General features: G+C 70.1%; 11 protein-coding genes and 1 pseudogene. 2 read left to right on the forward strand and 10 right to left on the reverse strand.

What is annotated here, in order from left to right; genetic code table 11:
• Nucleotides 1–2: 2 nt before the first annotated feature.
• From T398_RS02160 to T398_RS02190, 7 genes are all read right to left on the reverse strand, one after another.
• Nucleotides 3–854: a hypothetical protein gene (locus T398_RS02160; RefSeq protein ID WP_496443941.1), complete on the reverse strand. Its 852-nt coding sequence runs from the start codon at nucleotides 852–854 to the stop codon at nucleotides 3–5.
• Nucleotides 844–2,118: a DUF3696 domain-containing protein gene (locus T398_RS02165; protein WP_496443943.1), complete on the reverse strand. Its 1,275-nt coding sequence runs from the start codon at nucleotides 2,116–2,118 to the stop codon at nucleotides 844–846. Before T398_RS02165 ends, T398_RS02160 begins: the two co-directional genes overlap by 11 nt.
• Nucleotides 2,119–2,236: 118 nt before the next feature.
• Complete coding sequence (gene pglW, locus T398_RS02170; protein WP_496443945.1) at nucleotides 2,237–6,373, reverse strand: BREX system serine/threonine kinase PglW; 4,137 nt, start codon at nucleotides 6,371–6,373, stop codon at nucleotides 2,237–2,239.
• 144 nt (nucleotides 6,374–6,517) lie between these two features.
• Nucleotides 6,518–7,645, reverse strand: a complete 1,128-nt coding sequence (locus T398_RS02175; protein WP_496443947.1) for an acyltransferase family protein — start codon at nucleotides 7,643–7,645, stop codon at nucleotides 6,518–6,520.
• Nucleotides 7,642–8,379, reverse strand: coding sequence for an alpha/beta hydrolase (locus T398_RS02180; RefSeq protein WP_496443949.1), 738 nt, complete (start codon nucleotides 8,377–8,379; stop codon nucleotides 7,642–7,644). The genes T398_RS02175 and T398_RS02180 overlap by 4 nt, the downstream gene beginning before the upstream one ends.
• Nucleotides 8,380–8,452: 73 nt before the next feature.
• A complete protein-coding gene (locus tag T398_RS02185) occupies nucleotides 8,453–9,118 on the reverse strand; it encodes a response regulator (protein WP_496443951.1) in 666 nt (221 codons plus the stop codon).
• The gene (locus T398_RS02190) at nucleotides 9,115–10,353 is read right to left on the reverse strand and encodes a sensor histidine kinase (protein ID WP_496443953.1); all 1,239 of its coding nucleotides are present in this window, start codon (nucleotides 10,351–10,353) and stop codon (nucleotides 9,115–9,117) included. Before T398_RS02190 ends, T398_RS02185 begins: the two co-directional genes overlap by 4 nt.
• A 50-nt stretch (nucleotides 10,354–10,403) precedes the next feature.
• Between T398_RS02190 and T398_RS02195 the strand changes: the two are divergent.
• Nucleotides 10,404–10,643 (forward strand): annotated as a pseudogene (locus T398_RS02195) (UDP-glucose 6-dehydrogenase); the annotation flags it as partial.
• 111 nt (nucleotides 10,644–10,754) lie between these two features.
• Here T398_RS02195 and T398_RS02200 read toward each other — a convergent pair.
• Nucleotides 10,755–11,189: a VOC family protein gene (locus tag T398_RS02200; RefSeq protein WP_018833857.1), complete on the reverse strand. Its 435-nt coding sequence runs from the start codon at nucleotides 11,187–11,189 to the stop codon at nucleotides 10,755–10,757.
• Nucleotides 11,190–11,305: 116 nt separating this feature from the next.
• On the opposite strand from T398_RS02200, the gene T398_RS02205 reads away from it, so the two are divergent.
• Nucleotides 11,306–11,587: a hypothetical protein gene (locus tag T398_RS02205; protein ID WP_496443956.1), complete on the forward strand. Its 282-nt coding sequence runs from the start codon at nucleotides 11,306–11,308 to the stop codon at nucleotides 11,585–11,587.
• On the opposite strand, the gene T398_RS02210 is transcribed toward T398_RS02205, so the two are convergent.
• Together T398_RS02210 and rox are read right to left on the reverse strand one after the other, a co-directional pair.
• Nucleotides 11,584–11,958 (reverse strand): VOC family protein, encoded by a 375-nt coding sequence (locus T398_RS02210; protein WP_496443958.1) that lies wholly within the window; start codon nucleotides 11,956–11,958, stop codon nucleotides 11,584–11,586. The genes T398_RS02205 and T398_RS02210 overlap by 4 nt on opposite strands.
• Before the next feature lie 31 nt (nucleotides 11,959–11,989).
• Nucleotides 11,990–13,432: a rifampin monooxygenase gene (rox, locus tag T398_RS02215; RefSeq protein ID WP_496443960.1), complete on the reverse strand. Its 1,443-nt coding sequence runs from the start codon at nucleotides 13,430–13,432 to the stop codon at nucleotides 11,990–11,992.
• Between the last annotated feature and the right edge of the window lie 382 nt (nucleotides 13,433–13,814).

Below are 13,814 nucleotides of genomic sequence, written 5' to 3' on the forward strand. Positions count from 1 at the left end.
TCCTACAGGATGCGGTGGATCATTGCGAGCAACTCCCGCAGCTCGGCGACGACCTCGGGCCCCAACTCGGCGAAGTCCTCCGCGGTCAGGGTCAGCTCGGCGGGAAAGACCCTCTTGGGCGGATGGCATCGCCGGTCCTTGAACCAGGTCTTGAGGTGCAGGTAGCCGCGCTGCTCCGGCTCGATGCCGCGAAGTTCGTCCACGTGCTCCAGCCGGTGCGCGAAGTGGTGCTCCCAGACCCGGAACGGCGCGTAGTTCTCCATCATCCGCCAGGCCAGCAGATGCACCTCGGCGACACCGTTGTCGCGGCACTTCATCACCTTGTCCTGGTTCCGGCCGGGGTCGCTGGCGGCTTTGCGGTCACTGTCGAACAGCACCGCGACCCGCACCAGCACCGTGAAGCCGGCCCGCTCGTCGGCCGCCAACTCCGGGATGTCACCGCTGCCGCCGCCGTGGCTGAAGCCCAACCATGGCGGCTGCTGCGACAGCGCCTTCACCACTCGGTGGTCGCCGAACGCCGCCGCCACCGCGCGGACGAAGCCGCCATCGGCGATCCGGTTCTCCACCACGAGGGTGGCGGGGCGGCCTAGATCCGCCACTAGTTCCTTGAGCTTACTGGCAGTGATCCGGGCAACCGCCGGCGCAGCCGGGGCCGGGTTCGCCGCCTCCACCAATGCCTTCTGCACAAACTCGGAAAACACCGAGGCCTTCTCGGTGGCGAACCGTTCGGCGCTGAGCGCGGCCGGCAGGCTCGGCCGCCACTCGTGCCGTCCCTTCACGGCAAGCGCCAGCAACTCCACAACCGACAGGTGGTCGCCGGACGTGAAGACGTCCGGTTCGATGTCAAGACGCATAGCCGCCCTGCCTGAGCTGCGCGGCGGCGAGCGCCCGCACCTCGTGGTAGTCCTGGGAGAAGTAGCCCTCGGGCCAGTCCTCGAGGTTGCCGAGCCGGTCGATGCCGACCCGCCGCACCTCGGAGACGCCGCCGTGCTGTTCCACGACATACACCGCCACCATCTCCGGCGGGCAGCCCTCGGCGATGTGTCGCCGTAGTCGCAGCAGGAGGGTTTCGCTGTGGGTTTCGATGAGGAAGCGGGTCTGGGTGGCTCGCGCGGTGTTCAGGTAGAGATCGGCTAGCGCGGCGTGCGCGCCCGGGTGCAGGTGCATCTCCGGTTCCTCGATGATCTGCAAGGCCGGTTGCGTCTCCTCGCCCTGCAACTCGTCCATTGCGCACTGCACCAGGATCGGCAGCACCTGCGACAGACCGGTGCCCGCGTCCGCCAGGTTGACCCGAACCGAGCTGCCGCTACGGGTCAGCACCGTCGACCACAGCGGCCCGGCCTCGATCTCCTCGATCCGCCAGCCCGGCACGATGACCGCCAGCCGCTCGTTGACCCGGGCGAGCAGTTCGCCACCGTTCCGCGCCTGGTCGTGGGCGAGGATGGCAAGGGTGCCCTGCCCCTGCTCGCCGATGCCGCGGGGCACTCCCAGCGGCAGCCGGTGTTGCCGCCCGGGACGGTCCCGGTAGGCGCTGAGAAAGCGGATCGGCCCGAGATTCAAGCCATCGCGCCGGTCACTCAGGGGACGCAGCTCCGGAATGCCGGCCGGGCGCGGAAGCAGCCCGGCGAACGGCACGGTCCGTACGACCGGAGTCTGCCCCGACGCCTGGATCTGGTAGGACAACCTCGCAAAGTCATCGGTCAGGGTCGACTGTCCTGAGAGGACGAACTCGTGCTCCATCAGCCCGCCTCGCCCCGCAAATCCGACCCGCAGGGCCGAAACGAACGCGGTCCTATCCTCGATGACCAGCTGGACCGTCGCCTCCATCGAGAACGGAAGCGGCCCATCCACCTCGAACCCGAGGAAGAATTTGCCAATCGGGCTCTGCTCGAAGACCAGATCGGCGAAACCGTCCACCTGCTGTGGTTCGAGCCGGTCCAGGTCGAGCGGGGCGGTGCTCATGGTGTCGAGGCCGGTGGAGATGACCAGCGGCGCCCGGGTCAGGACGCTCTTGCCGGAGTTGTTCTTACCGAGGACCACCGTGACCGGGGCCAGCTCGATCTCCTGCCGGTCCCGGAAGCAGCGGTAGTTCCCCAACACGATCTTGCTCAGCGGCATTCCTAGACTTTTACCACAGTCGGTGACAGCTCACCTGCCCTCCGAATAGCCACACCGGATAGTCCGGTCGGCGCTGGCCGGGAATCGGTACCTCCCGTACTGCCGCAGATACGCCCCGCTACCGGTTCGGGGCTACCGGCCGGCCGACCGCTTTGATCCAGTCGTCGGCCAGCCAGAGCAACTGGCTGGCCGACGATGTCAACGGCACCTGCACGCCGTCCAGCAGCGCCGGCTCGGGTCGGCGGGCCGGCACCAGCAACAGCCGGGCGGCCGGGCGCGGCCGGGTCGGGTCGGCCAGCTCCTGGAGTAGCCCGAGCTGACCGTAGCGGGCCAGCGGCGCCGCCTCGGTGAGCAGCACCGGCCCGTCGGCGGCGGCGATGTTCTCCGCGATCGCCGGCACAACCTGATGCCGGACGAGATCCAGCAGGCTCCGGAAGTCGGCGTCCAGCGCCACGCCCTTGTCCGCCGCGACGATCGCCTCCCACGGGAAGCCGAGCGACCGCAGCCGGTCCAGCAGGATCCCGGTGATGTCCACCTCGGTCAGTGGCAGGCGGGCCAGCAGCGCCCGCCGGGCCGCGCCCAGCCGGCGCAGCGGGGCCAGCACCGCGAGGAAGGCGCGCCGATCAATCGCTGAGGCCAGCTTCTCTGTCACCTCGTCGGCGGCGGAGAGCCCAAGGAGCGGAGCCTGGGTGGTGACCATCTGGGTACCGGTCACCGAGGCGTTGGCGGTCACCGGCCCGTACGCGCGGTCGGCTGCGTACCAGGTCAGCGGCACCCCAGCCGCGGCCAGCAGCGTGTTGAGGTCCGGTCGGCCCGGCAACCGCTCGGCCTTGGGGAATCGGCTGTGCACCCGGTCGCGGAGTGGCCCTTCGCCGAGGCGCTGGCCGATCAGGCTGCCCATCGACAGCCGCAGCGCCCGCTGGGCCGACATCCCCACCGGGTAGAGCTGCCCCTGCGGGGTGGCGTCGACCCGATCGTTGCTCCCGACCGCCGCGAGCTGCAACAGCCGCACGTCTGCCACCGCCGGCATGCCGGCCGGCGCGGGTAGCCGGCGCAGCTCGTCGATCGCGCGTTGCCGGGTGAGGAGCGGGTCGGCGGCGGCCAGCTCCACGCCCCGGCCACCCAACCCCACCACGTACTCGAGAAGGTCGGCGGCGGTGACATCAGACGCCGGATCGTCCGGTTCCCGACCGACCAGGACGACGCCGGGAGCACGGAACCGGTAGAGAGCCACCCGGGCGTCCCCACCCGTGCTCAGCTCCGCCTCGCAAGCGGCCCGGACCAGGCCGATCGCCTGCGGCAGCCGCTTCGGCTCCGCGGTGTAGGAGCCGCGCGCCGCGACCAGTGCCTGCGCCAGCTCCTCGGCGGACATCACCGCACCACGAGCATCGAGCAGCGCGACGATCTCGTTGCGCACCGCATCCAGCGCCGGCTCGTCCAGCCAGGTACGGGCCTGACTCGTCAGCAGCTTGGAGATCTGCGGCTGGCTCCTGCCCGTGGCCCGGGCCGCCTCGCTCTGCGTCGGCCAGCGAAGAAAGGCACCATCGACGGTGGGTGCCTGCCCGAGGAGCACGGCCAGGGTGTGGTGGTTGCGGGACGCCTTCGGCGGCAGCAACGTCACGCAGAGCGCCTCGACGCCCTGCGCCAGCGGCAGGACATCGATGTCGGCTGTTTCACTGGCGGCGGGCAGTACCGCACGCAGGGCACGGATCTGGCCGGTGATCTCCTTGCGGGTGGCGTCCGGCACGCCCTTGACCCGGGTGAGTTTGGACAGGTCCGCCGCCAGCAGATCACCAACGCTGTGCATGCCGAGCCGTTCCAACGCCGAGCGGGCCCGCGCCGTCAGCTCGGTCGCCTCCAGCGGCGACTCGCGGGTCAGCCCCACCACCACCGGGGCCGAGTCAACCGGCGTCACCGCCGACCGCGGTACCTGCTGGAAGATGGCCCGCCACGCGTCGGTCATCTCGTCAACCGTGTCGAACCGGGCCGTCGCGTCCCGGGCCAGGGCCCGCCGGAAGAACCCCACCAGCCGGTCGGCGACCGCCGAATCGAACACCGACGGTTCGAGGGTCACCTCCTCACTGACCGCGGCCGGGTTGGCGTTGTCGCCCCACTGGGGCAGCGTGCCGGTCGCCATCTCGTAGAGCACCACAGCCGCCGCGAACCGTTCCGCCGCCGCGTCAAAGCGCAGCCGACGTGGCGGTCCGAGGAACGGGTCCAGGTAGCCGACTGTGCCCGCCCCAACCTGGTCCGCCGGCGTCGATGACAGCGAGAAGTCGAAGACGCACAGGTGCGGCTGCTTGTCCTTCGGCCGGGGCCGAGCCGCCAGGTTCGCCGGTTTCAGGTCGCGGTGCCAGACACCCTGCCCGTCCAGGAAGTTGACGATGTCGAGCAGATCCCGCCCGTAGCGCTCCAGCAGGTCCAGCGCGAGCCGGCCGCCGCGCAACTCCTCGGCGAGGGTTCGCCGCCCGGCGCTCTCCACCAACAGAGCCGTCCGGCCGCCGACCCGCACCGGGCCCTCGACCAGGGCGGCAACCTGCGGATACTTCAGGTTGGCGAGGGTACGCGCCTCCGCGATCAGCCGATCCTCGTGCCGCTCGTCACGCGCCACCTTCAACACCAGATCGCGGGAGTCCTCGCCGACGCGGCGCACGAGCAGGGCGACCGCCGTGGCACCAGAACCCAGCCGGTCGCGCACCTCCAAGCCACCGTCGAGCAGGTCACCGCGGTGGGCCGAGAGCGGGTCCGCCACCGGCTCGGGCTCGGGTGCGGTCAGCGTGTCCCACACCGCTTCCAGCCGCTCCCGGATCGCCACCACCCCGACGAGCCGCTGCCCCGGATCGCCCCGGGTCGCGTCGTAGACCAGCTTGACCAGTTCATCCGGCATGCCGTCGACAGCGACGTCCAGGTGCAGACCGCTGTCACGCACCTCGGCGACCAGTTCCTCCGGCGTCGTCGCTGGCGCCGATCCGGCAAAGATCCGGTACGCCAGCGCGCCGAGAGAGAACACATCGAGCTGGTGCCCGGGCAGCCGGGCGGCGTTCCCTGCCTCCGGTGCCTGATAACGACGGACCTCGTCGTCGAAGAACAACTCAAGGCTCGCCGGGTCGCTCGACGGACCGAGTCGAGCGGTCTGGGTGACCCCTGCCAAGCGTCCCCCGGTCTGCCAGTCGGTCACCACCAGTGAGGGGCGCGGCCCGTCAGCGTCGGTGACGTAGACCGCCCGGGGCGAGAGCGCCCGGTGCGCCAACCGGCGGGAGTGCGCGTAGTCAATGATCTCGGCGAGATCCTGGACCAGTTGCAGCCGCTGAGCCAGGGTCAGCGAATCGCCCCGGCGCACCAGCCACTGGTCGAGGCGGACCCAGTCCTGCTGGTGGTCGAAGACGACCGCCGAACCCCAGGCGTGGTCAACCAGGTCATGCGCCCGGGCCACCCCCGGGTGGTGGATGCCCTGTAACAGGCGGAACTCCCGCTCGGCCGCCTTGCGGATCGCCGGCACCTCGTGCTCGGCCGCGCGACTGGTCAGGTAGAACCGCACCCGGCGCACCAACGAGGTGTCCAGTGCATGCCCGGCGAGGAAGTCCTGCCAGCCAAGCCCTTCCGCGAGCGGCCTCGGGTACAGCAGCAGCTGACCGATCTTGCGGTCGGCGACCGACGGCCGGATTTTGGCACCTCGCACGAGCTCGACGATCTGCCGCCCGCGCGCCTCGTCGACCCGGTGCCCCGGGTTGCGGGGCTGGGTCAGCAGCAGGTCCTTGAGCCCGGGCAGCCCCGAATCGTGTCCCTCCAGGCCGTAGACCTGCTTCCGGCCGATCACGTCCAGGCCCTTCGCGTCCAGGGCTCTGGCATGCAGGAAGACCGCAGCGCCGACGTACGGTGCCTGGGCCTCCCGGCCCTGTTTACGGGCGTAGTAGCGGATCAGGCTGGCCAGCCGCTTCGCCTTCCGGTTGGCCAGAATGTAGGGGTTGTCCTCGGGAATGAGCCGGCTGTTGGGCGCTCTCCGCACCCACTGGGACCCGTCCCCACGAATCTCCCCCTGCCAGTGCTTCAGCTCCAGCACGTAAAGGCCGCTGGGGGTGAGTACCAGGGCGTCAACCTCGTTGATCGAGCCGTCGGCACCGACGAACTCGACGTTGGCCCAGACGTGGTATGGGTCGGTATCGGGCAGGTAGCCGGCCAACTCGCGCAGCCCGTCCTGCTCATGGGCGTAGGAGCTGGCGTTGATCTGCTCCCAGCGCGGCGAATCCTCACGCATGCACTGGCTCCCTCGGCCGCTGACGAACTCTGGCACTTTACCTGCTCGGTGGGAACTCCCCCGCCGAAGAACATTCCGGCTTTCGCCGGGGAACGCAACCACGCCGGCCTCTTGCGGCAATGGCCATCCATCGGCTATTCGCTGTCACGCTCCCGGCCGGAGTGGGACCGAGCGGCCCTTTCGGGGATGACCGGCCGGGCCGATCCGGGCACCCAGCCACAGCCCGCCCAGCAGGACAACTATGAAGACGGGCAGCCAGCGGAGGCGGGCGAGGAGCCACCACCACGAGTCGGGCGCGGTGTGCAGTCCGGGCAGTGGGGCGGAGCCCAGGGCGAAGAGTGTCACCGCCACCAACGCGGTCTGGTGCCACAAGAAGATCCGCATGGCCCACAGATTCGTCCCCGCCACGACCGCCCAGGCCAGCCGCCGGTGGGCGAGCCGGGTCAGCGGCCCACGTAACAGCAGGGCGAGCCCCACCTGGGCCAGACCGAAGCTCACCGCGACGAGGGTGGGCGGGTTGAGGTTTGACCGACCCTGACCTGGCACACCGACCAGGCTGGCGGGATAGTCGAACCAGCGCACCAACACGGCGGTGGCCGCGATTCCGCCGAGAAGCAGCCCGACCGCTGGTAGCCGGGTACCGCGGACGCAGGCAACCCCGAGACAGAAGGGTACGAGCCAGGCGGTCCCCACGTTCACCCAACCGAGCCAGGCCGGGCCGCCGAGCCCGAACCGCGCCACGTCGATCGCGGCGACCGCCGCCACCAGCGGCACGACGACCCGGACGGGCCGGTTCCACACGAGCGGGGTCACGGCGATGAGCCCGGCGTACACCACGACGAACCACAGTGGGCTGAGCACGATGACCCGGACGGTCCGCGCTGACTCTGCGCCGACGGCTGGCATCCAGACCAGGGCCACCACCGCCCAGAGGGCGAGGAAAGCCAGCACCGGACGGAAGAGCCGGGCCATCCGCGCCAGCAGCCACCCGAGGTAGCTTCCCGCCCTCGGCAGTCCACCCGCCGCGGCGAACCCACCGACGAAGAAGAAGACCGCGAGGGTCTGCAACAGCCAGGAGAGTGGGGTGAGGCCGGGCAGGTACGTCAGCGGGCTGGCCACCCTCAGCCCTGACTCGGCGACCACGAAGGCGGTCACCAGCCAGTGGCCGAGCACCACGCCGGCGACAGCTAAGGCTCGTAGCACGTCGATGGACCGGTCCCGGCCGGCCGGGGTGGCCGCTTCAAGGCGGGCGGGAAGCGATCTCGCGGTCATGATGTCCCCAACGCCACGGCAGCGAGACTCTCCAGTGCGGTGGTGCCGGGCAGGAAGTATCCGTCGTGACCTTCGGCGCCCGTGACATCCAGGTTCCGCGCGCCGAACGAGCGCCGGCTCGGATCCACCCCGTGACCGAGGCCAAGGACCCGCACCTCGGGGATTCGCCGAATCCAGTCGTCGTCGGCGCTGCCCGCCCAGAGCCGCGCCTCGGTATCCAGCTGTTCGGCCGCACCGACATCGAGGCCGGGGCTTCCCAGTACCACGAGATCGGTGACCTGAACGGGCAGCCGGGCCGCGGCGTAGGCGAGCACCAGGGAGCCGTAGCTGTGCCCGATCACCGCTATCGCCGTGTCCGGCCGGGCCGTGGCGAGCTGCCGGACGTACTCGGTCAGGGCCGTCGCTCCGGCCCTCGCGCGCTCCGACCGGACCGCGGCGAGGTCGATGCCGCCGGGCGGCTCGTAGCCGAGCCAGGCCACCACCGCAACCCGCCCGCCACACGCGGCGTGCAGCTGCCGGGCCTGCCAGTGCGGCGAGCGCCGCAGCACGCCCCCGTGCCCCCGGTCGAGGTTCTCCGGTGTGGTGGCTGCACCGGGCACCAGCACGACAATCCGGTCCGCGACCTGCAGATCGCCCACGGTTCGTACCGCCGGCGGACCAGCCGCCGGGCTCGGGGCCGGACACGCGGCGGCCAGCAACGCCGTGACGAGCAGCCGCAGCAACCATCGCTTCATGGCGGCGACGCTAGGTGGTGACCGCCCCCGGCGGCGTCACCCGCGAGCGCTAACCCGGACCGGTACGCCGGTACTACTCCCCCGGGTTGATCATGCCGCTTTCGTAGGCGTAGACCACCGCCTGCGCCCGGTCTCGTAGGTTCAGCTTCATCAGTACGCGGCTGACGTGAGTCTTGACGGTTTGCTCGGCGAGCACCAGCTCCGCCGCGATTTCCTGGTTCGACAGTCCGCGCGCGATCAGCCGCAGCACTTCCGCCTCGCGTCGAGTGAGGGTGTTGAGCGAATCCGGTTCGGCTCGCCGTGGCCGGGCTCGGCTCGCATAGTCCGCGATGAGCCGGCGGGTGACCGAGGGAGCGAGCAGTGCGTCGCCCGCGGCGATCACGCGTACCGCGTGCATAAGTTCGGCGGCGGGCGCGTCCTTCAGCAGGAACCCGCTGGCGCCGGCCCGCAGCGCCTCGAACACGTAGTCGTCCAGGTCGAAGGTGGTCAGCATGAGTACCCGCGGCCGGCGCCCACCGGGCGGCGCCGCCAGGATCTGACGCGTCGCGGTCAGCCCGTCCATTGTCGGCATCCGAATGTCCATCAGGATGACGTCGGGGTCGTACCGGCGCGCGGCGGCGACCGCCTGCTCACCGTCGGCGGCGTCCGCCACCACCACCATGTCCTCCTGGGCGGTGAGCAGCGCACCGAACCCCTCCCGGACCATCGCCTGGTCGTCAACGAGCAACACCTTGATCATGACTGACTCTCCAGGGGCAACGTCGCCCGCACCTCGAATCCACCGTCGTCGGTCTGGTCGGCGCGCATGCTGCCGTGCAGCATGGCCACCCGCTCGCGCATCCCGAGCAGGCCGTGGCTGCCGCTCGCGCCGGTCAGCGCGGCGGCCGGAGGGGGCACCGGGCGGCCGTTGGGGTCCACCTTGACCGCGTTGCGGACCCGGATGATCAACTCATGCTGGTTCCGATGCAGGGTGAGGTCAGTGGGCGCACCCGGAGCATGTCGAGCCACGTTCGAGAGCGCTTCCTGCACGATCCGGTAGGCGGAGAGCCCCACCGAATCCGGCACACCGGTGATCATGCCCTGCACCGATACCGTGACTGGGGTTCCGGCTGCCCGCGCGCCCGCCACGAGCGCGTCCAGATCCGCGAGGCCGGGCTGCGGCGCCGTCGACGGCTGCTCCTGCGGGGCACGCAGTACGCCCAGCAGCCGCCGCATCTCGGTGAGCGCTTCCCGGGATGACTCCGCGATCTCGGTGAACTCCGCGCGCGCCGCTGGCGAAAGCTCGTTCAGGCGGTAGGCGGCGGTCTCCGACCGCACCGCGATGAGGGACATGTGGTGGGCGACGACGTCATGCAGCTCGCGGGCGATGCGCGCGCGCTCGGTCAGCATCGCACCCCGTTCCTGCTCGACGGCCAGGCCGGTGCGCACCTGCGCCCACCGGCCCAGCAGATGCCCCACCCCCAGGACGCCGCTGACCAGCAGCATGCTGCCGTAGCCGACGCCCGGGCCGAGAAACAGCAGAGACATCGCGATGCTGAACGCCCAGACCCAGAACAGCACCCCCAGCGGATGGCGGTAGCCGACCACGACAAGCACGGCGAGGTAGACCCCAATCAATACTGGGTTGCCGGGCCAGGGGGCACCAGCTTCGTGTAGTCCGTTGACGCCACTGACCAGGGTGGCCACCGCTGCCACCCGCCACGCCGGCAGCGCCCGGCGGGGCATCAGGGCCACCGGTGCCGCGGTCAGGGCGGCGAGGAGGATCGTCTCGAGTCGGCCAACCTGGTACGGCGCGAGGCCCGCCATCGCGAGGAGCCACAGCAGGAACGCGACCAGCGGCGCCAGCACCCGCAGATACGGGCGCAGCCGCGCCAACCGACGAGTCCGACCCGACCGGGCAGCTCCCCCCGGCTTCGGGTCGTGGCCGGTGGCGACCGCCCGCAGCAGATCACGCAACGCTGCGGCTACCGGCATACGGTCAGGGTACTGTCACGCTCCGGCTGAGTGGGGACCGCTCCGGCTGGGTGGAGACATGGCCAGCTGGGTGGAGACATGGCCAGCTGGACCCAGGCCGCTTCCTCGATGTGCTGCTGGCCCGCAACATCGACACCGGAAGACTTCGCTTCACCACCGACTTCGCGGCGGCAGCCGGCTTCGGCGATGTGCACCTCCTCGCGGTCGATATCCCCTCCGGCCTGGACGGCACCTACGACCTGACCCAGATCAGCGCGGCGATCGAACGGCTGGCCCCGCATCTTCGGCGAGTCCGGCTAGCACGGCTTGAGGGCTGCGGCAGCTGCACACCGCCACCCCTAACGATTTCGCCTACGTCAGGGGGAAATTTGCGTGGCGGCACCAGCGGGGCGGCAGGGGCGTCAGTCGAGGCAGAACTCGTTGCCCTCGACATCCTGCATCACCAGGCACGACTCGTTGTAGCCGTCGGCGGTCAGGAGTCGCACACGTACCGCGCCGAGCGCGACCAGCCGGGCGCACTCAGCCTCGAGGGCGGCCACCCGCTCGGCACCAACAAGCCCGGTGCCAACCCGCACGTCAAGGTGCAGCCGATTCTTCACCGCCTTCCCCTCCGGAACGCGCTGAAAGAACAGGCGCGGACCCACACCGGAGGGATCAAGGCAGGCGAACGCCGAACCCTGACGTTCCGGCGGCAGGGTGCGTCCGAAGTCGTCCCAGGTGGCGAAGCCCGGCGGGGGCGACGGCACGACGTACCCCAGTGCCTCGCACCAGAACCGTGCCACCCGCTCCGGCTCCGCGCAGTCGAAGGTGATTTGGACCTGCTTGACCGACGGCATCAGCCCACCCTAGGCGTGGGGAGACGACGTCGCGACACCAATTTCGCGGCGGCGGCCTGACTCACGACAACTACCGACCATTGACGGTGTGAACGCGATCCGATAGAAAGCCCGGCATGCGCTGGGCCTGGGTTCGCACCGCGACCGTGATCGTCCTGGCGGTCGTGCTGCTACCGCTGCTGACGCTGTACGCCTACCTACTCCTCTGGTTCCTACCGGATCTCACGTACAACGACCGGCCGGCGCTGTGGCTCGTGACCTTCACCTTGTGGGCGGGGGCGGTGGGATGCCTGGTGGCCGGTTGGTTCCGCCGGCACCGGTCGAAGCTGTGGTGGGGTTGGCTGCCCGCGGCCGCGCTCTGCGCCACGGCCGCTTTGCCCCTGGTCGAGCGTTTCTAGCCGGCCCGCTCAGCATTGCTGCGTAGGACGCAGAACTCGTTGCCCTCCGGGTCGGCCAGCACCGCCCATCCGGTGCCGTCCGGGTTCCGGTGGTCGCTGACGAACCTCGCCCCCAACGTCAGGACCCGGTTGACCTCCTCGTCCCGCGTGAGCTCAGGGGTGAGGCAGACATGGACCCGGTTCTTTCCGACCTTGCTCTCCGGTACCCGCTGGAAGCACAGGCTCGACCCGCCAACCGCATCGAGGTACGCCTCTTCCAGGCCCGGCGCACACTCGGCGGCAATCGGCTGATCCAGGACCTGGCTCCAGAAGGTGGCCAGCTGGTACGGGTCAACGGCGTCGAAACAGACGTTATGCAAGGATGTCGACATAGAGGGTTTCTACCCGTTCCCAGTCAGTCGATCAACCGAGTTGCGCCGACGGCTCGCCGAACCACCGCCGCAGCTGGGTGCCCAGCTCCTCCCGATCGTCGCCAACCCACGCCACGTGGCCGTCCGGCCGCAGCAGCAGCGCGGGCACGTCCAGTTCCGGGCTGACGTCCACCACGTGGTCGACCCGGTCGGCCCAGCCGGCCACCGACAGCCGGCCGGTCTGGTCGAGCACCATTCCCCGGCCGCGGTGCATCAGGCCGTAGAGGCGCCCCTGCTTCAGCTCCACATCGCGCAACCGCCGGCCGAGCAGGTGGTGCCCCTCGCCGAAGTCGTACCGGACCGAGATCGCGGTGACCTTCTCGATCAGGTAGCGGTTCACCTCCTCGAAGTCCATCAGCTCCGCCACCACCCCGCGTACGGCCTGGGGGCCCGGCTCGAGGGTGATCAGCTCTGTCTGCGCGCGGGTGTTCTCCAGTACGGCTGCGGCCACCGGGTGCCGCTCCGCGTGGTAGCTGTCCAGCAGCCCGCCCGGTGCCCAGCCGCCGATCTCCGCGGCGAGCTTCCAGCCGAGGTTGAACGCATCCTGGATGCCGAGGTTGAGCCCCTGTCCACCGAGTGGCGGGTGGATGTGCGCGGCATCGCCGGCCAGCAGCACCCGGCCGACCCGGTAGCGCTCGGCGAGCCGGGTGGCGTCCCCGAACCGGGACAGCCAGCGCGGTGAGTGCACCCCGAGGTCGGTGCCGGCGGTCACCCGCAGTTGCTGCTGGAATTCCTCGAAGGTCGGCGGGGTCGTGCGGTCCTCGGTCACCCCGGCGGCGGGCACAACGACCCGGTACAGCCCCTCCCCGTCGCCGACCGGGCCGGCACCGAACCGGAGCTGCGTCTTGCGGACCTCGGTCGTCACCGCGGTGACCTCCTCCGGTGCCGCGGTCAGCTCCATGACGCCCAGCAACGTCTCGAACCGGGTGGGCTCGCCGGGGAAGTCCACGCCGAGCAGCTTGCGGACCGTGCTGCGGCCGCCGTCGCAGCCGACGAGGTAGCGGGAACGAAGCTGGGTGCCGTCGGCGAGTTCCGCGGTGACCGATTCCTCGTCCTGGCTGAGGCCGACGAGTTCGGTGCCGCGCAGGATGTCCGCGCCGGCCTCGGCGGCGTGCGCGGCGAGGAGTCGTTCGGTGCTGGTCTGCGGGATGCCGAGGATGTACCCGTGTGCGGTGTCCATGGTGTCGGGCCACGGCTTGCTGATGCCGGCGAAGTAGCCACCAACCCGGTACTGCTGGCCGTTCGCGAGGAAGCGCTCCAGCAGGCCGCGCTGGTCCAGCACCTCGATACTGCGCACGTGCAGCCCGAGCGAGCGAACAATCACCGGCGGCTCGTTGTCCCGCTCCAGCACCACCACCTGCACCCCGTGCAGCCGTAGCTCACCGGCCAACATCATGCCGGTCGGCCCGCCCCCGACAATGATCACGTCAAACATGAATCGCATCCCCATTCGTCGGCATCTTCGTCTCCGCCAGCGGCCCCGCCGGAATTGGTGTCGCACCCGCGAACACGCACGTTTCGCGAACCCCCGATATCTGCAGGTCCTGGCTTCGACCGACGATTCTGCGGCAATACCCGGGTCTTGCGGCAAGACCCCCATCGTGCTATATGTTAAAAATGGCAGGGAGAAGTGCACTACCTGCCACCACCCAATCTCGTAAATGTCTCCCTCGCCGGATGGGCTGACCAAGCCGGCACCGAGGTTCTTCGCGGACGACCTCCGCCTCATCCCACGCCCAAGCCAGCAACTGGCCCCGCCCAATCTCGGACCTTCGCCCGCGCCTGGCGACACCGCGGGGTGCCAGCACCTTGTTCGG

This window comes from Salinispora goodfellowii (assembly GCF_059570675.1).

Coding starts and splice junctions, on each gene's coding strand:
- T398_RS02160 (WP_496443941.1), bottom strand. CDS start 854: ATGCGTCTTGACATCGAACCGGACGTCTTCACGTCCGGCGACCACCTG.
- T398_RS02165 (WP_496443943.1), bottom strand. CDS start 2,118: ATGCCGCTGAGCAAGATCGTGTTGGGGAACTACCGCTGCTTCCGGGAC.
- pglW (WP_496443945.1), bottom strand. CDS start 6,373: ATGCGTGAGGATTCGCCGCGCTGGGAGCAGATCAACGCCAGCTCCTAC.
- T398_RS02175 (WP_496443947.1), bottom strand. CDS start 7,645: ATGACCGCGAGATCGCTTCCCGCCCGCCTTGAAGCGGCCACCCCGGCC.
- T398_RS02180 (WP_496443949.1), bottom strand. CDS start 8,379: ATGAAGCGATGGTTGCTGCGGCTGCTCGTCACGGCGTTGCTGGCCGCC.
- T398_RS02185 (WP_496443951.1), bottom strand. CDS start 9,118: ATGATCAAGGTGTTGCTCGTTGACGACCAGGCGATGGTCCGGGAGGGG.
- T398_RS02190 (WP_496443953.1), bottom strand. CDS start 10,353: ATGCCGGTAGCCGCAGCGTTGCGTGATCTGCTGCGGGCGGTCGCCACC.
- T398_RS02200 (WP_018833857.1), bottom strand. CDS start 11,189: ATGCCGTCGGTCAAGCAGGTCCAAATCACCTTCGACTGCGCGGAGCCG.
- T398_RS02205 (WP_496443956.1), top strand. CDS start 11,306: ATGCGCTGGGCCTGGGTTCGCACCGCGACCGTGATCGTCCTGGCGGTC.
- T398_RS02210 (WP_496443958.1), bottom strand. CDS start 11,958: ATGTCGACATCCTTGCATAACGTCTGTTTCGACGCCGTTGACCCGTAC.
- rox (WP_496443960.1), bottom strand. CDS start 13,432: ATGTTTGACGTGATCATTGTCGGGGGCGGGCCGACCGGCATGATGTTG.